The 21,782-nt window shown below is 58.6% G+C and carries 21 protein-coding genes; 13 read left to right on the top strand and 8 right to left on the bottom strand.

The features are described 5' to 3' along the window. Nucleotides 1-5: 5 nt before the first annotated feature. From U5A05_RS14455 to U5A05_RS14435, 5 genes are all read left to right on the top strand, one after another. Nucleotides 6-1,166, top strand: coding sequence for a CaiB/BaiF CoA transferase family protein (locus tag U5A05_RS14455; protein ID WP_321833571.1), 1,161 nt, complete (start codon nt 6-8; stop codon nt 1,164-1,166). Further along, the gene (locus U5A05_RS14450; RefSeq protein WP_261738591.1) at nt 1,163-2,305 is read left to right on the top strand and encodes an acyl-CoA dehydrogenase family protein; all 1,143 of its coding nucleotides are present in this window, start codon (nt 1,163-1,165) and stop codon (nt 2,303-2,305) included. Before U5A05_RS14455 ends, U5A05_RS14450 begins: the two co-directional genes overlap by 4 nt. A 131-nt stretch (nt 2,306-2,436) precedes the next feature. After that, on the top strand, nt 2,437-3,864 hold the full coding sequence (locus U5A05_RS14445) for a purine-cytosine permease family protein (RefSeq protein ID WP_261738590.1): 1,428 nt from the start codon (nt 2,437-2,439) through the stop codon (nt 3,862-3,864). A 76-nt stretch (nt 3,865-3,940) separates the two neighbouring features. Beyond that, complete coding sequence (locus U5A05_RS14440) at nt 3,941-4,705, top strand: electron transfer flavoprotein subunit beta/FixA family protein (RefSeq protein ID WP_321833569.1); 765 nt, start codon at nt 3,941-3,943, stop codon at nt 4,703-4,705. A gap of 2 nt (nt 4,706-4,707) precedes the next feature. Further along, entirely contained in the window at nt 4,708-5,637 is a 930-nt protein-coding gene (locus U5A05_RS14435) for an electron transfer flavoprotein subunit alpha/FixB family protein (RefSeq protein WP_321833568.1), read from the top strand. Nucleotides 5,638-5,691: 54 nt separating this feature from the next. On the opposite strand, the gene U5A05_RS14430 is transcribed toward U5A05_RS14435, so the two are convergent. Further along, nucleotides 5,692-6,021, bottom strand: a complete 330-nt coding sequence (locus U5A05_RS14430; RefSeq protein WP_261738587.1) for a hypothetical protein — start codon at nt 6,019-6,021, stop codon at nt 5,692-5,694. Between the two features lie 664 nt (nt 6,022-6,685). Here U5A05_RS14430 and selD point away from each other — a divergent pair. From selD to U5A05_RS14395, 7 genes are all read left to right on the top strand, one after another. Continuing rightward, nucleotides 6,686-7,720, top strand: coding sequence for a selenide, water dikinase SelD (gene selD, locus U5A05_RS14425; protein WP_321833567.1), 1,035 nt, complete (start codon nt 6,686-6,688; stop codon nt 7,718-7,720). Further along, on the top strand, nt 7,720-8,826 hold the full coding sequence (gene mnmH / locus U5A05_RS14420) for a tRNA 2-selenouridine(34) synthase MnmH (RefSeq protein WP_321836517.1): 1,107 nt from the start codon (nt 7,720-7,722) through the stop codon (nt 8,824-8,826). Before selD ends, mnmH begins: the two co-directional genes overlap by 1 nt. A 145-nt stretch (nt 8,827-8,971) precedes the next feature. Beyond that, on the top strand, nt 8,972-10,636 hold the full coding sequence (locus U5A05_RS14415) for an AMP-binding protein (RefSeq protein ID WP_261738584.1): 1,665 nt from the start codon (nt 8,972-8,974) through the stop codon (nt 10,634-10,636). Between the two features lie 15 nt (nt 10,637-10,651). Then, on the top strand, nt 10,652-11,419 hold the full coding sequence (locus U5A05_RS14410; RefSeq protein WP_321833565.1) for an SDR family NAD(P)-dependent oxidoreductase: 768 nt from the start codon (nt 10,652-10,654) through the stop codon (nt 11,417-11,419). 10 nt (nt 11,420-11,429) lie between these two features. Next, a complete protein-coding gene (locus tag U5A05_RS14405) occupies nt 11,430-12,623 on the top strand; it encodes an acetyl-CoA C-acyltransferase (protein WP_261738582.1) in 1,194 nt (397 codons plus the stop codon). 9 nt (nt 12,624-12,632) lie between these two features. Continuing rightward, complete coding sequence (locus tag U5A05_RS14400) at nt 12,633-13,760, top strand: acyl-CoA dehydrogenase (protein ID WP_261738581.1); 1,128 nt, start codon at nt 12,633-12,635, stop codon at nt 13,758-13,760. A gap of 16 nt (nt 13,761-13,776) precedes the next feature. Continuing rightward, nucleotides 13,777-14,550: an enoyl-CoA hydratase gene (locus U5A05_RS14395; RefSeq protein ID WP_321833564.1), complete on the top strand. Its 774-nt coding sequence runs from the start codon at nt 13,777-13,779 to the stop codon at nt 14,548-14,550. Nucleotides 14,551-14,616: 66 nt separating this feature from the next. Here the strand turns inward: U5A05_RS14395 and U5A05_RS14390 are convergent, their stop codons facing one another. From U5A05_RS14390 to U5A05_RS14360, 7 genes are all read right to left on the bottom strand, one after another. Next, nucleotides 14,617-15,768, bottom strand: coding sequence for an acyl-CoA dehydrogenase family protein (locus U5A05_RS14390; RefSeq protein WP_261738579.1), 1,152 nt, complete (start codon nt 15,766-15,768; stop codon nt 14,617-14,619). A 3-nt stretch (nt 15,769-15,771) separates the two neighbouring features. Further along, nucleotides 15,772-16,878: an enoyl-CoA hydratase/isomerase family protein gene (locus U5A05_RS14385; RefSeq protein WP_261738578.1), complete on the bottom strand. Its 1,107-nt coding sequence runs from the start codon at nt 16,876-16,878 to the stop codon at nt 15,772-15,774. 148 nt (nt 16,879-17,026) lie between these two features. Further along, nucleotides 17,027-17,797, bottom strand: coding sequence for a 3-hydroxybutyrate dehydrogenase (locus tag U5A05_RS14380; RefSeq protein ID WP_321833561.1), 771 nt, complete (start codon nt 17,795-17,797; stop codon nt 17,027-17,029). Between the two features lie 116 nt (nt 17,798-17,913). Next, on the bottom strand, nt 17,914-18,195 hold the full coding sequence (locus U5A05_RS14375) for a peptidylprolyl isomerase (protein ID WP_016781241.1): 282 nt from the start codon (nt 18,193-18,195) through the stop codon (nt 17,914-17,916). Nucleotides 18,196-18,287: 92 nt separating this feature from the next. Beyond that, on the bottom strand, nt 18,288-19,169 hold the full coding sequence (locus U5A05_RS14370; protein WP_321833547.1) for a triacylglycerol lipase: 882 nt from the start codon (nt 19,167-19,169) through the stop codon (nt 18,288-18,290). A gap of 110 nt (nt 19,170-19,279) precedes the next feature. Next, nucleotides 19,280-20,368 carry a 3-deoxy-7-phosphoheptulonate synthase gene (locus U5A05_RS14365; RefSeq protein WP_321833545.1) on the bottom strand — a complete coding sequence of 363 codons (1,089 nt, stop codon included), beginning with the start codon at nt 20,366-20,368 and terminating at the stop codon, nt 19,280-19,282. A 707-nt stretch (nt 20,369-21,075) separates the two neighbouring features. Next, on the bottom strand, nt 21,076-21,318 hold the full coding sequence (locus U5A05_RS14360; RefSeq protein WP_261738574.1) for a DNA-binding protein: 243 nt from the start codon (nt 21,316-21,318) through the stop codon (nt 21,076-21,078). An 81-nt stretch (nt 21,319-21,399) separates the two neighbouring features. Between U5A05_RS14360 and U5A05_RS14355 the strand changes: the two genes are divergently transcribed. Further along, a complete protein-coding gene (locus tag U5A05_RS14355; protein ID WP_261742448.1) occupies nt 21,400-21,747 on the top strand; it encodes a helix-turn-helix domain-containing protein in 348 nt (115 codons plus the stop codon). Nucleotides 21,748-21,782 lie beyond the last annotated feature (35 nt).

Below are 21,782 nucleotides of genomic sequence, written 5' to 3'. Positions count from 1 at the left end.
GTGGCATGAACAACAGTCCGTTTACGCAACAACTGCAAGGTGTACGGGTGCTGGATATCAGTCGCGTACTGGCCGGGCCGCATTGCACTGCGATGCTCGCTGATTTGGGGGCCGATGTGATCAAGTTCGAAGTGCCCGAGGAGGGTGATGATGCCCGTCACTTGGGGCCGTTTCTGGACGGTGAAAGTGTCTACTTCGGCCTGATTAACCGCGGTAAGCGCAGCGTTGAAATTGATTTCAAAAACCCAGCGGATCGCCAGCGTTTCTACGAGTTGGTGGCCGATGCTGATGTTGTGGTCGAGAATTTTCGCCCCGGCGTCACTCAGCGTCTGGGCATCGATTTCGACAGCCTCAAGCAGTACAACCCGCGTCTGATCTACGCCAGCATTTCCGGTTTTGGCCAGGAAGGTCCGCTGTCCAAGCGCCCGGCATACGACATCGTGGCGCAGGCCATGTCCGGCCTGATGAGTGTCACCGGATTCGCTGCCACCGGCCCGACCCGCAGCGGTGAGGCCATTGGCGATTTGTGTGCGGGGGTTTATGCGGCCTGGGCCATCAGCTCGGCGCTGTTTGCCCGTGAGCGGCATGCACCGGGCGCGCAGTACATCGATGTGGCCATGTTTGATGTGCTGTTCAGTCTGCAAATGACCGGTCTGTCCAACCTTTACGCCAACGGTGTGGCGCCGGGGTTGGTGGGTAATCGGCATCCGGTCTCGACCCCCTTTGATACCTACTGCGCGGCAGACGGTCAGGTGGTCATTGCGGTGGCAAGTAATCGCTTGTTTGAGCGCTTGTGCCAGTGCATGGGCCAGCCGGAACTGGCGACCGATGCGCGCTTTATCAATGACACCCAGCGCACCCTGAATGAACCGGCTCTGCGCGCCACCATTGAAGCCTGGACGGCGCAGCACAGTGTTGAACATTTGTGCGACGGCCTGCTCGATGCAGGTGTTCCGTCATCGCCCGTGTGGGATCTGGCACAAGCTGCGAGCAGTGAGCACGCCCGTGTGCGCCAGTTGCAGTTTCAGCCTGCGGGCGCGGTATTGCCGCTGGTGCCGCAACCGGTGTTCTTCAATGGCCTTAAACCCCACGCAACCACTATTGCCCCACTTTTGGGGGCAGACAACGCCGTATTTGGCTTGAGTAAAGCAGGAGCACACGCATGAACTTCGAAATGACTGCAGAAGAGTTGGCCGTGGTCGACAGCGCCGAGCAAGTGGCCCGCGAAGTGATTCAACCACTGGCCCAGCACTACGACGAAACCGAAAGCTTTTGTCTGGCGAGCATCCGGGCCCTGGGCGATTTGGGCTGCATGGGCATCAACCTGCCAGAAGAATACGGCGGCCTGGGCATCGGTAGCCTGGCGATGAGTCGTGTAGTGGAAGCGGTGGCGGGGGCCTGTGCCTCCACCGCATCGGCAATGACCGCACACTTTTTGGCCACGGACTCGATCCTGCTCGGCGGCACCGAGCAACAAAAACAGGAATGGTTGCCACGTGCAGCCAGCGGCGAGTTACTCGGTGCCTTTGCCCTGACTGAACCAGCGGCGGGCTCGAACCCGGCCGATATGCGCAGTCGCGCAGCACGTGAAGAGGGCGGTTGGCGCATACGCGGCAGCAAGCACTACATTACCAACGCCAAGGAAGCCGACTTTATTGTGCTGTACGTGAAGACTGACGCAGACGCCGGGCACAAGGGCATCAGTGCCTTTATGGTGCCCAGGGGCACGGCGGGCATCAGCTTCTCCAGTCCGGAAAAAACCATGGGCCTGCGTGGCAGTACCATCTATGAGCTGGCGCTGGACTGCTGGTTGCCGGAGTCGGCATTGCTCGGTGTTGAGGGCCAGGGGTTCAACACGGCAATGGCGGTGCTGGATCGCGGACGGGTGGAGGTGGCAGCCATGTCGCTCGGGATTGCCAATGCGGCACTGCAAGCCAGCCTGAGCTGGGTGCGTGAGCGTCAGATCGGGCCCAAGCCTCTGGCGGCGTATCAAGGTACGCAATGGCGACTGGCAGACATGTACGCTCAGCTTGAAAGTGCGCGCATGCTGACCATGAAAGCCGCCGCCCGGCGTGACAGCGGCGAACGTTTCAGCCTGGACTCGGCCACCGCCAAATTGGTGGCCGCCGAATGCGCCGGGTTTATTACTGATGCCGCGCTGCAACTGCACGGTGGTTATGGTTACAGCCGGGATTTACCGCTGGAGCGCTATGTGCGTGATGCACGGATTTTGCGGATTTTTGAAGGCACCTCCGAGGTGCAGAAGATCATCATCTCCCGCGCCTTGCTCGACGCTACCAGGTAATCAACCTGTGGCAGGTGCAGGTTGGGGCCTGCCCGTTGTTGCATGGATGCACTGAAGTCCGGTCAAGGATTGGAAAAGTCTTTCCCAAAACAACACGGCGCACCAGTGGTGCCAGCCTGAAGGAACTGCTTATGTCCACGCTCAACCAAGATTCGCCGCGGGCTACGCTGGTAGAACAGCGTTCTATTGATTACATCCCTGAATCAGAGCGCCATGGGCGCCTGTTCAGCCAGTTCACCTTGTGGTTCGGGGCAAACCTGCAAGTCACTGCAATTGTCACCGGGGCCCTGGCCGTGGTGCTGGGCGGCGATGTGTTCTGGTCGCTGATCGGTCTGCTGATCGGGCAAGTACTGGGCGGAACCATCATGGCGTTGCACGCGGCGCAGGGGCCGAAACTGGGCTTGCCGCAGATGATTTCCAGCCGAGTGCAATTCGGAGTCTACGGCGCAGTGATCCCGATTGTGCTGGTGTGCCTGATGTACGTGGGCTTTTCGGCCAGCGGTTCAGTGCTGGCCGGGCAGGCGGTGGGGCAACTGATCGGGGTGAGTGATTCGTGGGGCATACTGATTTTTGCCGCGCTGATCGTGCTGCTGACCATTCTGGGCTATCGCACTATTCACATGATCGGCCGCGTGGCGAGTGTGGTCGGGGTGCTGGCGTTTTTCTACCTGTTCTACACCTTGATTTCACAAAACGACATTGGTTTGTTGCTGAGCAACAAACACTTTTCATTGAGTAGCTTTTTGCTGGCCATTTCCTTGTCGGCGTCCTGGCAGATCGCCTTTGGGCCATATGTGGCGGATTACTCGCGTTACTTGCCATCCAATACCTCGTCGCTGAAAACCTTTCTGGCGGTGGGTCTGGGGTCGGTCGTCGGTTCGCAGATTTCGATGGTCTTCGGGGTGTTTGTGGCCGCGTTGGCGGGCAGCAAGTTTGCCGGGCATGAGGTGTCGTACATCGTTGGCATGGGAGCGAGCGGGGCAATGGCGGCGTTGCTGTATTTTTGTGTGGTATTCGGCAAGGTGACCATCACCACACTCAATGCTTACGGCAGTTTCATGTCACTGGCGACCATTGTCAGTGGCTTTCGTGGCAACCATGAAATTTCCAAAGCTTTGCGCCTGTTTTACATCCTGCTCATGGTGGGCTTTGCTACCGCGTTGGCGTTGCTGGGGCAGCATTCGTTCCTCAAGGACTTCTCTGCATTCATCCTGTTTTTGTTGGCTTTTTTCACCCCTTGGAGTGCGATAAATCTGGTTGATTTCTACTTGATCAGCAAAGAGCGCTATGACGTACCGGCACTGTCTAACCCGAATGGCCGATACGGGCGCTGGAATCTGCGGGGTATTCTGGTCTACGCCTTTGGGGTGGTAATTCAGCTGCCGTTTATTGCCACCAGCTTCTATACCGGGCCTTTGGTCGAGCCGCTGGGCGGGACTGATATCTCGTGGATTATCGGCCTGACGCTGCCAGCGCTGGTGTATTACTTCGTGGCGCGTAACTCGGGGCAAGCGGTGCCGGATCAACTGATTTTGCCCGTTGAACCGGCGACGGTTTAAGGGCTTTCCAATCAACACAGGTGTGCGGTGCTGTTTGCTGTCGGCGCTGCCCCTGCAGCCATAGAGGGAAAAAACCATGAAGGTGCTGGCCTGTATCAAACGCGTGGTCGACTACAACGTTAAAGTACGCGTCAAGGCGGACAACTCCGGTGTTGACCTCGCCAACGTCAAGATGTCGATGAACCCCTTCTGCGAAATCGCTGTGGAAGAAGCCGTACGCCTGAAAGAGCTTTCTATAAAAGAAGGGGGTGTTGCGACTGAAATCGTCGTCGTCTGCATCGGCCCGACCACTGCTCAGGAACAGCTGCGTACCGCGCTGGCACTGGGTGCAGATCGCGCCATTCTCGTCGAGTCCGCCGAAGACCTGACCTCGCTCGCCGTGGCCAAGCTGCTCAAGGCAGTGGTCGACAAGGAGCAGCCTCAGCTGGTGATCCTGGGTAAACAGGCCATCGACAGCGACAACAACCAGACCGGCCAGATGCTGGCTGCGCTGACCGGTTACGGTCAGGGCACTTTCGCCTCCAAAGTTGAAGTGGCGGGCGACAAGGTTGTCGTGACCCGTGAAGTTGACGGTGGCGCGCAAACTGTTTCGCTGAGCTTGCCAGCGATCATCACCACGGATCTGCGTTTGAACGAGCCGCGTTATGCGTCCCTGCCAAACATCATGAAAGCCAAGAAGAAGCCGCTTGAAGTGCTGACGCCAGAAGCGTTGGGCGTTTCCACTGCGTCGACCAACAAAACCTTGAAAGTCGAAGCGCCTGCTGCACGCAGCGCGGGTATCAAGGTCAAGTCGGTGGCTGAACTGGTCGAGAAACTGAAAAACGAAGCGAAGGTAATCTGACAATGACTATCTTGGTAATCGCAGAGCACGACGGCAAAACGCTGGCTCCGGCCACGCTGAACACCGTAGCCGCTGCCGCTAAAATCGGTGGCGATATCAACGTTCTGGTCGCAGGCCAGGGCATTGGTGCTGTAGCTGAAGCTGCTGCTAACATTGCTGGCGTGGCTAAAATCCTGGTGGCTGACAACGCGGCTTACGCGCATCAGTTGCCTGAGAACGTTGCCCCGCTGGTAGCTGAGCTTGCTGCTGGCTACAGCCATATCCTGGCTGCTGCCACCTCCAACGGCAAAAACATCCTGCCGCGCGTTGCTGCGCAGTTGGACGTTGACCAGATCTCCGAGATCATCTCGGTCATCAGCGCTGACACCTTCACCCGTCCGATCTACGCCGGTAACGCCATTGCCACCGTGCAGTCCACTGCACCGGTCAAAGTGATTACCGTGCGTGCCACCGGTTTCGATCCGGTTGCCGCACAAGGTGGTTCGGCAGCGGTTGAAGCACTTGCAGCGGTTCACGATGCAGGCACTTCGTCGTTCGTTGGCGAAGAGCTGGCCAAGTCGGACCGTCCTGAGCTGACCGCAGCCAAAATCGTCGTCTCCGGCGGTCGCGGGATGCAGAATGGTGACAACTTCAAGTACCTGTATTCACTGGCCGACAAGCTGGGCGCAGGTGTCGGGGCTTCTCGTGCTGCTGTGGACGCAGGCTTTGTACCCAACGACATGCAGGTCGGACAGACCGGCAAAATCGTTGCGCCACAGCTGTACATCGCCGTTGGTATTTCCGGCGCGATCCAGCATCTGGCCGGTATGAAAGACTCCAAAGTGATCGTTGCGATCAACAAGGACGAAGAAGCACCGATCTTCCAGGTAGCGGATTACGGTCTGGTAGCGGACTTGTTCGAGGCGGTGCCTGAGCTGGAACAGGCGGTATAGCAGCCCAAAAAAAGCCCCGGAGATTATCCGGGGCTTTTTTGTACGGCGGGGTTATCAGCTGTAGCTGTTAACTTTGACCAGTGCCGGCTCGGTTTGAGCCTTTTCCCAGGTCAGGGTCAAGGTTTGCAGGACGCGCGCCATGTAGTCGCTATCGGCGGCGGCCTTCTTGCCCACGTAGCCTTGGCCACGGCGGTACATTTTGAGGTGGGCTCGCATTTGTGGGCGTTCCTCCTCGAATCTGGTTTCTTCCTTGCACGATGTCACTGCGTCGATACGCACATCACCGGCGTCGCTGATCCACAGGATGTGGTCGTTCAGCGTGTCTTTCTGAGCGGCGAACAGTCGAGCCAGCTCGTTAACAGTCGGTTGGTTATTCAGGTTCATGGCTAACTCCGTGACTACTCGTTGATCTGTCTAATTGATTCGCGCAACTGCACCTGCAGCGCTACGTAGTGTCCATCTAAAGCAGATCTGCCTTGAGTTCGTCATATGTAGTCGTAAAACAAAGCGCTACATAAAGAGCGTAAAGCGAGGGAGAGCAGCGTGAACCAGGATGCCAGGGTGACATGACGCATCAGCCACAAGCTTCTTGAGGACCTTTCGCTAGCCTCTGTCGTCTTTGACGCGGACGATCAAGCCAGGTCAGCTTCATCAATTCTGCCTTGTGGGCAGTACCTATCCCGGAACAGCCCGACAGCTCGTCGAGCATGCATGCAACAACCCTTTCCAGTGCTTCCGGTGGGGAAGACGTCTGCATAATGCTGGGGGAAAAACCTGTCGTCAATACATATGTAGTGATTATTTTTTAGCACTACATATGTGACTGGCAGGTCGATTTTCAGCATGCCGGTCATCCCTCGATGGCCACAAAACCTGTAGCCGCTGCCGCAGGCTGCGATGGGTTGCGCAGCGGCCCCAGGGCGCTTACACCAAAGGCGAAGGTCCTGTGGCCCTTGTCGCAGCCTTCGGCAGCGGCTACAGAAGACCTGCGGTGCAAGGCGCCGCTCTGCTAGTATCAGGCGCTTTGACATTGACTAGAGGTGCCTCCATGAGCGAGCCGATTCGCCTGACCCAGTACAGCCACGGCGCGGGGTGCGGGTGCAAGATTTCGCCTCAGGTACTGGAAGTGATTCTCGCCGGCAGTGGCGCGCAAAACCTCGATCCCAAACTTTGGGTAGGCAATGCGTCACGCGACGATGCGGCGGTTTATGCGCTGGATGACGAACGCGGAGTGGTCTCGACCACCGACTTCTTCATGCCGATTGTCGATGATCCCTACGATTTCGGCCGGATTGCGGCCACCAATGCCATCAGCGATATCTATGCCATGGGCGGCGATCCGTTGATGGCGATTGCGATTCTGGGCTGGCCGGTGCATTTGCTGCCACCCGAAGTGGCCCGTGAAGTGATTCGCGGTGGTCGTGCCGTGTGCGATGACGCTGGCATCCCGCTGGCGGGCGGGCATTCGATCGACACCCCAGAGCCGATTTTCGGCCTGGCCGTGACCGGTGTGGTCAACAAGCGCCACATGAAGCGCAACGACACGGCGACCGCCGGGTGCCTGCTGTACCTGACCAAACCCTTGGGTATCGGCATCCTCACGACGGCCGAGAAGAAGGGCAAGTTGCGCGCTGAAGACGTCGGTCTGGCACGGGACTGGATGTGCACGCTGAACAAGATCGGCAGCCAGTTTGCCAAGCTTGATGGGGTCAAGGCGATGACTGACGTCACCGGTTTTGGCCTGCTCGGGCATTTGGTGGAAATGGCCGACGGCAGCCACCTGACTGCGCAGATCCAGTACGCCAAAGTGCCGCTTCTGGCCTCGGTTGAGTACTACCTGGAACAGGGCTGTGTACCTGGCGGCACATTGCGCAACTTTGACAGTTACGCCAGCAAGCTTTCGCCGCTTCAGGAATTGCACAAGCGTGTGCTATGCGACCCGCAAACCAGCGGCGGCCTGTTGGTTGCCGTCAGTCCGGAGGGCAACCAGGCGTTCCTGCAAATGGCCAGCGAGCATGGCCTGGCACTGGAGCCGATCGGCCAGTTGGTTGAGCGACAGACGTACGCGGTTGAGGTGTCATGATGGCTTATGACGTAACCGACTTCCGCGAGCTGTTTCTCAATGATCGGCCGATGATGGACACCCGTGCGCCGATTGAATTTCATAAGGGGGCGTTCCCCGGTGTAGTCAACCTGCCGTTGATGACCGACCACGAGCGCGAACGTGTCGGTACCTGCTACAAGCAGCAAGGCCAGCAGGCTGCTGTGGTGCTGGGGCATCAACTGGTGTCGGGCCAGACTAAAGCCGAACGCCTGCAGGCATGGGCCGATTTTGCCCGGGCCAACCCCGATGGCTGCCTGTACTGCTTTCGCGGTGGCATGCGCTCGCAAATCGTCCAGCAGTGGCTCAAACAGGATGCCGGGATCGATTACCCGCGTGTCACCGGCGGCTACAAGGCGCTGCGTACCTTTCTGATCCAGACCGTTGATGATGCCGTTGCGCAATGCGCCATGACGGTACTCGGTGGCATGACCGGCACCGGAAAAACCGATGTGCTGGTGCAACTGAACAATGGCCTGGACCTTGAAGGCCATGCCAATCATCGTGGCTCAAGTTTCGGCAAGCGGGCGACCGGACAACCGTCGAATATCGACTTTGAAAACCGTCTGGCGATCGACGTGCTGAAAAAGCGCGCCAAAGGTCACGAAGGTTTTGTGGTCGAAGACGAAAGCCGCACGGTCGGCAGCTGCGCCTTGCCACTGGCGCTGTATCAACGCATGCAAGACGCGCCGATGGTCTGGCTGGAAGACAGCCTGCAAAGCCGTGTCGAGCGTATTTTGCGCGACTACGTCGTGGATTTGAGCGCTGAATTCACTGTCAAAAATGGCGAACACGGCTTCACCCTGTTTGCCCAGCGTTTGCTGGAAAGCCTGGCGAATATTCAGCGACGTCTGGGCGGCGAACGCCATCAGCGTTTGCAGGCCGTCATGGAAGCCGCCCTGCAAGAGCAGGAAAGCTGTGGTGCGGTGGACCTGCACCGGGTCTGGATCGAGGCTTTGCTGCGCGAATATTACGACCCGATGTACGCCTTCCAGCGCGAGAAAAAAGGCTCGCGCATTGCCTTTGCCGGTGATCAGGCGGCAGTGCTTGAGTATCTGCGCGAACAGGCGGGCAACACGGTTTCGTAGCAGCTACCGCGTGTGGTCCGGCATTGGCCAAAGCAGTCACCCAGCTTGAGCGGTTTGACCATTGTTGCAGAGCCTTCGCAAGGCGATTATCAGCAGGATTTTTCACGGTTCCCATCCTAAAAATAAAGACCGAGGGATTCTGCTGATGCGCGACTATCTGACTGCGATGAATGATTTTGACTACCAACGTACCGTGACGGGCGCACTGGACGGCCATTTGGCGGCCATCAATGCCTGTGTCGAGTGCTGTGATCGGCATGCCTTGCCGGGTCGTATTGCGTTGTTCTGGGAGGGTCGCGATGCCAGCAGCGCAACGTATACCTTCACGCAGTTACAGGATCAGGCCGCGCGCTTTGCCAATTTTCTGTTGGCCCAGGGCGTAAAGCGTGGCGATAAAGTTGCAGGCTTGCTGCCGCGTAACGTCGAGTTGCTGATCGTTGCCTTTGCAACCTGGCGGATTGGCGCCATCTACCAGCCGCTTTTCACCGCATTTGGGCCCAAGGCCATCGAGCACCGGCTCAATGGTTCCGGCGCTGCGCTGGTGGTTACGGATGCGGTAAACCGGGCCAAACTCAACGAGGTCAATGATTGCCCGGCGATTGTCACGGTGGCAGGGGCCAAAGGGCAGGGTCTGGTGCGCGGCGACTTCAGCTTTTGGGCGGAGCTGGATAACTATCCGGCCACCTGCGAGCCGGTGATGCTCACCGGTGAAGACCCGTTTTTGCTGATGTTCACCTCGGGCACCACCGGCCCGGCCAAGCCGCTGCTGGTGCCGCTCAAGGCGATTGTCGCGTTCCAGAGCTACACCCGCGATGCGGTGGGGCTGCGCCCTGAGGATTCGTTCTGGAACCTGGCTGATCCGGGCTGGGCCTACGGTATCTACTTCGGGATCACCGGGCCGTTGTCCATGGGCCACCCGATCACTTTGTACGATGGCCCGTTCACGGTCGAAAGCACCTGTCGGGTGATCAAGAAGTACGGCATCACCAACCTCACCGGTTCGCCCACTGCGTATCGGATGCTGATCGCTGCCGGGGACGCGTTCTCCAGCAAGATCAAGGGCCAGTTGCGGGTGGTGAGCAGCGCCGGTGAGCCGCTCAACCCTGAAGTGATTCGCTGGTTTGCCGAAGAACTCGACGTCACCATCCATGACCACTACGGCCAGACCGAAGTCGGCATGGTGCTGTGCAACCACCACGGGCTCGATCACCCGGTGCATATGGGCGCCGCAGGTTTCGCCTCGCCGGGGCATCGGATCGTGGTGCTCGATGATAACTATCAGGAATTGCCCGTCGGCCAACCGGGGATTCTGGCAGTTGATCGCAGCCAATCGCCAATGTGCTGGTTTGGTGGCTACGAAGGCTTCAAGACCAAGGCGTTCGTCGGCAATTATTACCTGAGCGGCGACACCGTGGAGCTGAACCCGGACGGCAGCATCAGCTTCGTCGGGCGTAGTGATGACGTGATCACCACCTCCGGTTATCGCGTTGGGCCGTTCGATGTGGAAAGCGCCCTGATCGAGCACCCGGCCGTGGTCGAAGCCGCCGTGGTCGGCAAGCCGGACCCCGAGCGCACCGAGCTGGTCAAAGCCTTCGTGGTTTTGAACCCGCAGTACCTGGGCGATGCGCAACTGGCTGAAACCCTGCGCCTGCATGTACGCCAGCGTCTGGCCGCGCATGCCTATCCCCGTGAAATCGAATTTGTCAGCGAGCTGCCGAAAACGCCGAGCGGCAAGCTGCAGCGCTTTATTTTGCGCAACCAGGAAATTGCCAAGGCTGAACTGGCCGCAAGCGCCAAAGTCTCTGCTTAATAATCAGGAATTATCATGCAAATCGAGAACAAGATTTTTATCGTCACCGGTGGTGCATCGGGACTGGGTGCAGCCACCGCCGAGATGCTGGTCAAGGCGGGCGCCAAGGTGATGTTGGTGGATATGAACGCCGATGCAGTGGCCGCCCAGGCAGCCAGACTCGGCAGCCAGGCGCGTAGCGCAGTGGCCGACATCAGCCAGGCAGATGCTGCGCAAGCGGCGGTCACGGCTACAGTGGCCGCCTTTGGCGGGGTCAACGGGCTGGTCAATTGCGCAGGTATCGTGCGCGGTGAAAAGATCATCGGTAAAAACGGCCCGCATGCGCTGGAGAGCTTCAGCCAGGTGATCAACGTCAACCTGATTGGCAGCTTCAACATGCTGCGTCTGGCCGCTGCGGCAATTGCTGAAACCGGCGCCGATGCCGATGGCGAGCGCGGAGTGATCATCAATACGGCTTCGGTGGCAGCCTTTGACGGCCAGATCGGCCAGGCCGCGTATGCCGCGTCGAAGGGGGCTATCGCCAGCCTCACCTTGCCTGCTGCTCGCGAATTGGCTCGCTTCGGGATTCGGGTCATGACCATCGCCCCGGGCATCTTTGAAACCCCGATGATGGCCGGCATGACTCCCGAAGTACGTGACTCCCTGGCTGCCGGTGTACCGTTCCCGCCACGCCTGGGCAAGCCTGACGAGTACGCGTCGCTGGTGCGGCATATTATCGAAAACAGCATGCTCAATGGCGAGGTGATCCGTCTCGACGGTGCCTTGCGCATGGCCGCCAAATAAGAGGTGTGAAATGACAATAGCCAATGATCCGGTCGTGATTGTGAGTGTTGCACGCACGCCCATGGGTGGTTTTCAAGGTGACTTCAAGGGCCTGACCGCACCGCAACTCGGCGCTGCGGCGATCCGTGCAGCGGTAGAGCGGGCCGGGGTGGCGCCTGATGGTGTGGAAGAAGTGCTGTTTGGCTGCGTGCTCTCGGCCGGTCTCGGTCAGGCACCTGCGCGTCAGGCCGCCCTGGGCGCCGGGCTGGACAAGGGCACGCGCTGCACCACGCTGAACAAGATGTGCGGTTCGGGTATGGAAGCCACCATTCTGGGCCACGACCGGCTGCTGGCCGGGGGCGTCGATGTGGTGGTGGCGGGGGGCATGGAGAGCATGTCCAATGCGCCGTACTTGCTGGACCGTGCCCGTAGCGGTTACCGCATGGGCCATGGCCGGGTACTGGACCACATGTTCCTCGACGGTCTGGAAGATGCCTATGACCGTGGTCGCCTGATGGGCACTTTCGCCGAAGACTGTGCCCAGCTTCATGGTTTCAGTCGCGAGGCGCAGGATGCGTTTGCCGTGGCTTCGCTGACCCGTGCGCAGCAGGCGATCAAAGACGGCAGTTTCAGCGCCGAGATCGTCCCGGTGCAGGTGACCGTGGGCAAGGAGCAACGCCTGATCAGTGATGATGAGCAACCGCCCAAGGCCAATTTGGCAAAAATTCCTACCCTGAAACCGGCGTTCCGCGATGGCGGCACGGTGACGGCGGCCAACTCCAGTTCGATTTCCGATGGTGCTGCGGCGTTGGTTTTGATGCGCAGCAGCGAGGCGCAAAAACGCGGGCTCAAACCCCTGGCGGTGATCCACGGCCATGCGGCGTTTGCCGATGAGCCAGGGCTGTTCCCGACGGCCCCTGTGGGCGCGATCAAGCGGCTGATGAGCAAGACCGGTTGGGATCTGAACCAAGTTGATCTGTTCGAGATCAACGAAGCGTTTGCAGTGGTCAGCCTGGTGACGATGAGCGAGCTGGATATCCCCCACAGCAAGGTCAATATCTACGGCGGGGCTTGTGCACTGGGGCATCCGATAGGCGCTTCGGGAGCACGGATCCTGGTGACCCTGCTTTCGGCATTGCGTCAGCAAAAGGCCAAATTCGGCGTTGCAGCCATCTGCATCGGCGGCGGTGAAGCCACGGCGATTGCCGTGGAATGTCTGTATTAAGGATTTTTTATGCTGCCCACATCCGAACAATTACAAATTCGCGAAGCGGCCCAACAGTTTGCCCAGGAACGTTTGAAACCCTTTGCGGCTGAGTGGGACAAGCAGCACCGTTTTCCTCGCGAGGCCATTGATGAGATGGCGCAACTGGGGTTTTTCGGCATGCTCGTACCTGAGGAGTGGGGCGGTTGCGACACCGGCTATCAGGCCTACGCAATGGCCCTCGAAGAAATCGCCGCCGGCGACGGATCCTGCTCCACGATCATGAGCGTGCATAACTCGGTGGGTTGCGTGCCAATCCTCAAGTACGGCACCGAGCAGCAAAAACAGGAGTTTTTGATCCCCCTGGCCAGTGGTGCGATGCTTGGCGCTTTTGCCCTGACCGAACCGCAGGCCGGCTCCGATGCCAGTGACCTGAAAACCCGTGCCCGCCGTGAAGGCGATCATTACGTACTCAATGGCTGTAAGCAGTTCATCACCTCGGGGCAAAACGCCGGGGTGGTGATAGTTTTTGCGGTGACGGACCCAGCGGCGGGCAAGCGTGGGATCACTGCGTTTATCGTCCCTACTGATTCGCCGGGCTATAGCGTGGCCCGGGTTGAAGACAAGTTGGGGCAGCATGCTTCAGACACCTGCCAGATCCTGTTTACCGACCTGAAAGTGCCGGTGGCCAACCGCTTGGGTGAAGAAGGGCAGGGCTATAAAATTGCCCTCGGCAACCTGGAAGGCGGGCGCATTGGTATTGCTTCGCAAGCAGTGGGCATGGCCCGGGCTGCCTTTGAAGCTGCCCGCGACTACGCCCGCGAACGCGTGACCTTTGGCCAACCATTGGTTGAGCATCAGGCGGTGGCGTTTCGTCTGGCCGATATGTCGACTGAAATAGCCGTCGCCCGGCAGATGGTTCGTTACGCCGCAGCGCTGCGTGACAGTGGCCAGTCGGCATTGGTCGAGGCTTCGCAGGCCAAGCTGTTTGCATCGGAAATGGCCGAGCGGGTGTGCTCCAAAGCGTTGCAAACCTTGGGTGGTTATGGCTATTTGAGCGATTTTCCGCTGGAACGGATCTACCGCGATGTACGGGTGTGCCAGATTTATGAAGGCACCAGTGATATTCAGCGCATGGTCATTTCGCGCAATCTTTGAATCGAGGGCATAAGCGATGAGTTACGAAACCATTCTGTTGGACATTCATGGGCAGGTGGGCCTGATTACCCTGAACCGACCGCAGGCGCTCAACGCCCTGAATGCGCAGTTGGTCAGCGAGGTCAACCAGGCGCTGGACACGCTGGAAGCCGATAACGGGATTGGCTGTATCGTCATTACCGGCTCGAAAAAAGCCTTTGCCGCGGGTGCGGATATCAAGGAAATGGCGGACCTGACCTACCCGCAAATTTATCTCGACGATCTGTTCTCGGACAGTGATCGCGTAGCGACCCGACGCAAGCCGATTATTGCTGCGGTGGCCGGGTTTGCCTTGGGCGGTGGCTGTGAACTGGCGATGATGTGCGACTTTATTCTGGCCGGTGACAATGCCAAATTCGGCCAGCCGGAAATCAACCTGGGGGTGTTGCCGGGCATGGGCGGTACGCAGCGTCTGACCCGTGCCGTGGGTAAGGCCAAGGCGATGGAAATGTGCTTGAGCGGACGCTTGATCGGCGCCGAAGAGGCCGAGCGTTCAGGGCTGGTAGCCCGTGTGGTGCCAGTGGATGAGTTGCTCGACGAAGCGCTGAAAGTGGCGGCGCTGATCGCCAGGAAATCTCTGCCGGTGCTGATGCTGACCAAGGAATGTGTGAATCGCGCTTTTGAAGTCAACTTGGCTGAAGGTGTGCGTTTCGAGCGTCGGGTATTCCATTCGATGTTTGCGACACACGACCAGAAAGAAGGCATGGCGGCGTTTGTGGGTAAACGTGAGGCGGAGTTCAAAAACCGCTAAAGATCAAAGTCCCCTCACCCTAACCCTCTCCCTTTGCGAGAGGGTTAGGGGCTCTCGTAGCACCCCTTAAATCAGATAATTCTTCAATTCCCGCGCAATCACCATCCGTTGAATCTCGCTCGATCCCTCATAGATCTGGGTGATTCGCGCGTCCCGGTAGTAACGCTCCACCGGATAGTCCTCAAGGTAGCCATAGCCGCCGTGGATCTGGATGGCTTTGGAGCACACATACTCGGCCATTTCCGAAGCAAACAGCTTGGCTTGCGAGGCTTCCGAGAGGCAGGGCTTGCCCGCGCTGCGCAGGCGCGCCGCATGCAGGATCAACAGGCGTGCAGCATTGATTCGGGTTTGCATGTCGGCCAGCATGTTGGCGATGCTTTGGTGCTCGATGATCGCTTTGTCAAACTGCACCCGGTCGCGGGCATAGCCCAGTGCCGCCTCAAAGGCCGCCCGGGCGATCCCCAATGCCTGTGCGCCAATACCGATGCGGCCGCCTTCAAGGTTGGACAGGGCGATGGCCAGCCCCTTGCCGCGCTCGCCGAGCATATTGGCTTCAGGCACGCTGCAATTGTTCAGGGTAACGGCGCAGGTGTCCGAGGCGCGGATGCCCATTTTGTGTTCGGTACGGTCGACGATAAAACCAGGGGTGGAGGTGGGCACCAAAAAGGCCGAAATGCCTTTTTTTCCCAAGTCGGGGTCGGTCACTGCAAATACGATGGCCAGTTTGGCGCGCTTGCCATTGCTGACAAATTGCTTGGCACCGTTGATCACCCATTGCCCGTCGCGCAGCTCAGCCCGGGTGCGCAGGTTGTGGGCTTCGGAGCCTGCTTGTGGTTCGGTCAGGCAAAAACAGGCGATGGTCTGGCCGCTGGCAAGCTCCGCCAGCCAGGTTTGCTTTTGCGTCTCGCTGCCATATTTGAGGATGGGCCCGCAGCCCACCGAGTTATGGATGCTCATCAGTGCCCCGGTTGCGGCATCCCCGGCCGAGATCTCTTCCACGGCCAGAGCATAAGCGACGTAATCGACATAAGTGCCGCCCCATTCCTCCGGGACCACCATGCCGAGCAGTCCCAGTTCGCCGAGCTTGGCGACCAGTGCATCGTCGATCCAGCCGGCCTTTTCCCAGGCCTGGGCATGGGGAGCGATTTCGCGACGGGCAAAGTCGCGGGCCATGTCGCGGATCATCACTTGTTCTTCGCTCAGTTCGATGTCTTGCATGGCTCAGGCTCCCTTCGCGTTGAATTCGGTGAAAAAACTGGCGACATGGTTCGCATCCAGCGCGTCCAGGGTTGGCGGGTTCCAGTGCGGGGTTTTGTCCTTGTCGATAATCAGCGCGCGCACGCCCTCCATCAGGTCACCGCGATCAAACCACTGGCGGTCCAGGTGCAGCTCCAGGGCGAAGCACTGTTCAAGGGGCAACTCGCGTCCACGGCGCAACATTTCGAGGGTGACGGCCATGGCCAGTGGCGAGCGAGTTTGCAGCAGGTCAGCGGTTTCAATGGCCCAGTCGCGGGTTTCTGGTGCAATGACGGCGCGCAGGTGGGCAACAATCCGCGGCAGGTCGTCCTGGGAGAAAACACTGTCAATCAGAGGGCGCAGCCTGGCCAGCGGCGGATCGGGCAATGCAGCTACCGCGAACCTGGCTACCAGCGCAGTCAGGTCGTCAATGGGAGATGTTTGCCAAGCGAGGGCGTTCAGGCACTGATCCAGTTCAGCCAGTTTGCTGCTCTCCAGGTAGCCGTCAGCCAGTCCGCAATACAACGCATCGGCAGCGCGGATTTGCACGCCGCTGACGCCGAGATATGTACCCAGTTGGCCCGGTGTACGGGTCAGAAAATAGCTGCCGCCGACGTCAGGGAAATAACCGATAGCCACTTCCGGCATCGCCAGTTTGCTGCGCTCGGTGACCAGGCGCAGATCCGCGCCTTGCACCAGCCCCATGCCGCCGCCGAGGACGAATCCGTCCATCAAGGCAACCACAGGTTTTGGGTAGCGGTGCAGGGTCAGGTCGAGGGCGTATTCTTCTTCGAAGAACACGCTGTGCAGGGTGTCTTTGTTTTGATAGCTGTCATACAACGAGCGAATATCGCCGCCAGCACAGAAGGCTTTTTCACCCGCGCCGCGCAGCACTACAGCCTTGATCTGTGGGTCTGTAGCCCAGTTATCCAGGTGTTGCTGAAGGCTGCGGACCATCTGCAGATTGATGGCGTTGAGGCCGCTGGGGCGGTTGAGGGTCAGGTGGCCAATATGGTTGCGGACCTCGGCCAGAATCGTGTCTTGTAGCGGCGCGACATCCGGTGTCGGTGAGGAGGAAACCTGAGCAGTCATCACTAACTCCCTGCTTTGTATTATTTTTAGAAGGTGTTCACGGGCGAACGATAGGCGATGCTAACAGTGCAAATTTGCCCATTACAACCCTGATAAGTGCAGGGTTGGTGTGCATTTTTGCATGTCCGGCGTGCAGTATTGCGCGAACTTATTGCGCCAGCCACCCGCCGTCCACATTCCAGGCTGCGCCGCGTACTTGGCTGCCAGCCTCACTGCATAGAAACAGCACCAGTTCGCCCAGTTGCGGCGGGGTTACGAACTCCAGTGAGGGTTGTTTTTCGGCCAGCAAATCATGCTGCGCCTGGTAGGGGTCAATACCCTGGCTGATGCGCTGGTCAATTTGCTTTTGCACCAGTGGTGTCAGCACCCAGCCCGGGCAGATGGCGTTGCAGGTGATGTTGCTGGTGGCGGTTTCAAGGCCTACCACTTTCGTCAGGCCGATCACCCCATGTTTGGCGGCAACATAGGCGGCTTTGCCGACCGAACCCACCAGCCCGTGAACCGAGGCGATGTTGACGATACGGCCCCAGCCGCGTTTGCGCATGCCGGGCAAGGTCAGACGGGTGCTGTGGAATACCGAAGACAGATTGATCGCGATGATCGAGTCCCAGCGCTCTACCGGGAATTCCTCGACGCTGGCGACATGCTGGATGCCAGCGTTGTTGACCAGAATGTCGATGCCGCCAAACTCGCGTTCGGCATAACTGATCATATCGGCGATCTGCGCGGGGTCGCTGACATCCGCCGGATGGTGGCCAGCCTTGCCGCCGAACTGTTCGATCTCGGCAATGACTTTGCTGGCATCGCCAAAGCCGTTGAGTATCAGGTCCGCTCCGGCTTTGGCCAGGCTCAGTGCGATGCCCAGGCCGATGCCGCTGGTAGAACCAGTAACCAATGCAGTTTTGCCATTAAGGCTCATGATCAATTCCTCAGTACGATGGTTTCGTGAATGAGGAAACGTAGCACGCGGTTTGCAATTGCGGATACGAAACGGCCCACCAAAAGGTGGGCCGTTTTCACGCAGCGCGGGGAGGATTAGTCCTGGCGGCTGGTGACTTCCAGCAGGTGGTAACCGAACTGGGTTTTAACCGGGCCTTGCACCACGTTGATAGGTGCGCTGAAGACGACGGTGTCGAATTCTTTAACCATTTGGCCTGGACCGAAAGAACCCAGATCGCCGCCCTGACGGCTGGATGGGCAAGAAGAGTTGGCTTTGGCAACTTCGGCGAAATCAGCGCCGCCTTCGATTTGTGCTTTCAGTTCGTTGCACTTGTCTTCGGTGGCAACCAGGATGTGACGGGCAGTGGCTTTGGCCATGAGGGTGTACTCCTTTCAAGAAAGTGCCGAGCCTACCGGATTCAGTGGTTTTTTTCTCGGCAAATGTGCGGTTTTGGGGATTTCATTACCCGCTACAGATCTGCTTGCTTCAGCCGTCTGGCATGTTCCACGTAGAGCTGCATCGGGTCAATGTTCCTGCGGTTTCCTCTTGCTACCTGGTTGATGGTGTCGAGGTGGTCCATGGGGTAATCCGAGCGTATCACCTGGCCCAGATGCGAGCTGAAGCGCCCGACCATCCCGTCGTTTTCCCTGGTCTCGCGGGTAAAGAAGCTGCCAAAAACACGCAGGGCATTGTGCAGGGGGTCGAGCAAGTTCAGTGACTCCGTCAGCCGTGAACCTTTGATGATGCCGCTCCAGGAGTAATAGAAGACGTCATTGACTTGTCCGGGCCCCATGCCTCCCCACGTGGTGGGCAAGCCTTGAGGGTATTTCAGGTTAAAGGCGGCAACGCCTTCGGTGGTCAGGGCATTCAGTGCGTTCAAAGCATGTTGAGGCAGTTGCGGGTGGCCGCTGAGGGCCGACAGGAATGCGCTGAGTGCGGTGGTCAAGGCTGCCGCGACTGTTTCGGGAAGTCGTCCCGGGATCAAGGCCAAGCGCAAACGGTCGGCCAGTTCCGAGCCCTGGTTGGGGCCGCTGACTGAAGTGACGGAGGCGATGACCTCGGGGGCGATGGCTGCCGCATAACGTGCAGTCAGGGCGCCCTGGCTGTGGCCAATAAGGTTGACCCGTGGTGCTCCGGTCTGTCTGCGCAAGCTGTGTATTTGCTCGAGCAGTTGGTCGCCACGGGCTTCATTGCCGTTGGCGGCAGAAATAATCGGCACAAAGACGCTGGCACCACACTCAGTGAGCGCTTGCTTGATGCCATTGAAGTAATGGTGGGAGCCAATCCGGTCGAATCCAAAAAGGCCATGCACCAGTAAAATCGGGTATTGGGTGTTTGCAGAGTCATCCATGATCAATCTCGCTAGGTGTTTTTGAGTCATAAAAACACCTTAGTCGAAACCGGCTTTGCGCAACCGTGGGCATTTTCCCGGGTTGCGCTGTTGTTTGCAGAGCGTGGTTGTCAGGCGATGGCCTTGGCGCTGTGGCGCTGCGCTTGCAGTTGATGGGCGGCGTTGCGCAGCAGTTGTTCGGTTGCATCCCAGCCCAGGCAGCCATCGGTCACGGAAACCCCGTAGCGCATGTTCGTGCTCAGGGGCTGACAGCCTTCGAACAGATGGCTTTCGAGCATCATCCCAATCAGCGAATGGTCGCCTGCCAGGCGCTGCTCAAGTACCTCATTGAACACTTCAGGCTGACGCAACGGGTCTTTGCCGCTGTTGGCGTGGCTGCAGTCGACCATGATGCGGGTTGAAATAGCGCTCTTTTGCAGTCCGGCGCGGGCCTTGGCGAGGCTGGCACGGTCGTAGTTCGGGCCACTGTGGCCGCCACGTAACACCAGGTGGGTGTCGGGGTTGCCGTGTGTCTCGACGATTGCCGGATGGCCCTGGCTATCGACGCCGAAGTGACGATGGCTGTGTGCCGCAGAGCGCATGGCGTCGCAAGCAATTGCAACACCACCGTCGGTGCCGTTTTTGAAGCCCACCGGCAGATCAAGACCGCTGGCCATTTCGCGGTGGATTTGCGATTCGGTGGTGCGGGCGCCAATGGCCACCCAGCCCAGCAGGTCGTCGAAGTAGCCAGCGGCAATGGGTTGCAGCAGTTCGGTTGCAACCGGCAGGCCCATGCGCAGCATTTCAAGCATCAGTTCGCGTGACAGGGTCAGGCCGTGGGCCATGTCATCGCTGCCATCCAGGTGCGGGTCGTAGGCCAGGCCTTTCCAGCCGACGGTGGTGCGCGGTTTTTCGATATAGGCACGCATGACCAGCAGCAAGTCGTCGCGCACTTCATGTGCCAGGGCTGCGAGGTTGCTGGCGTATTCCAGTGCGGCGAGGGGGTCGTGGATGGAGCAGGGGCCTACGACAACCAGTAAACGGGAGTCTTCACCGTTGAGGATGGCGCGAATGGCTTGGCGCTGATTGCGGACCTGGTTGCCAAGCATGTCGCTCAGCGGCAGCTGCTGCTTGAGTTGCGATGCGCTGGGCAGACGACGGGTCGAAACGGTGGCAGTGGCAGTGTGTACGGTTGGCAGAGCTGAAACGGATGCGTTCATGGTGTGTGCTTCCTGGGCAGGCGGCGGGTTGTCCCGCGCGCTCAGCCCTACTGGGGTGTTCGACAATTGGCCAGACTGGCTGTGAGTGCTTGCGTGCCACCAATGTGGGTCCGTTCGGAGGCGGCAGGCTGTCCCGAACGGCGGCTGATAAATCGCCATGCAGTGCAAAGGTCGAAGCGGTAATAAGTGGCGTAGTTCATGGGGTAAATCCTCAATTCAAGAAAATGTCAGGGGCTGAAAAAACAAAACCCCCGGTCGGGAAGCCGACCGGGGGTGAGAATTCTCTGGTAGGCGACCCCTAAGTAGTGGGCGCCGTGTGGGTATCAGGCGCGCCAGTGGCTAAACCAATACCCAAAATAAAATCGTGCTGTGGAGTGCATGTTGTTCGCGCACACAGCAGCAGCCAGACGCGATTGGCGTGTGGTCTTGCAAATGGCTGTGTTGGCGTGATGCAACATGGGTTGTCTCCGATTAGTGGTTTGCAGCTTACTCGACGCGAACCGACTGATTCAATAAAAAAATACTATCTGGAAGAACGATAAAGGCTATTGCCTGACGCCAATGTGCGTACCCAAGGCGTAGCGGTGGGTTGCCCTCCGTTGGGTTCTTGCCCTGAAACGCTCTATTTGGGCTTTTGCGACCCATTTTAGTGAGGTGCGAAATGGCCTGCACACTAAATCGGGAGGGTTGGCCAATAAAGCGCATACTCAGGCGAGTACATCATCTTTTGACTCTGTCGGATGCATAGTCCTTGGCACAATGATGCCGTCCTTCATACCCAAAAGAACCGCTACCTTGTGAGCTTCACCGCGTTTTCCTTTTTTGCGGCCGGAGAGCACTTGATAGGTAGTTGCAGGGTCGATTCCATGCTCTCGAGCAAACTCTTGAACGGACTTTCCCTGGTGTTCCAGCCATGCCTTGGCTTGTGCGGCAGTACGGATTCCGGTCATAGTTCAAAACCGTTCAAAGTTGTTTAATATTCATCGATTATACCATCCTCGTGGGTGTTTAAAATGAGGTCTTACATCCAAATGGGTGGAATTGGTTTGCGCTTGAGGCAAGAGAGAGAGCGACTTGGTTTGTCGCAGAAATCTTTTGGCGAAATCGGTGGTGTCGAGGCGAACGCCCAAGGCAAGTACGAAAATGGCGATCGCGCTCCAAAAGCGGACTATCTGTCACGTGTCGCAGGGCGCGGTGTGGATGTGCTCTATGTGTTGACGGGCAGCCCAACCCCAACACTAATCGATAATCTCAGTCAGATAGAAGAAAAGGTTCTGATCAGTTACCGGGTGCTGCATAAGGAAGATCAGGACGCTATCCGCCGTTTGACCACAACCCTGGCAGAGTTGTCGGCCCCGCAGATGGTCAAAGAACGTTGAGATCTTGAGGAGGTCGATCCCGTCAAGGGGTGATT

The organism is Pseudomonas kulmbachensis, assembly GCF_963681935.1.
GTDB lineage: Bacteria > Pseudomonadota > Gammaproteobacteria > Pseudomonadales > Pseudomonadaceae > Aquipseudomonas > Aquipseudomonas kulmbachensis.
This window is presented reverse-complemented; position numbering and strand designations above follow the sequence as displayed.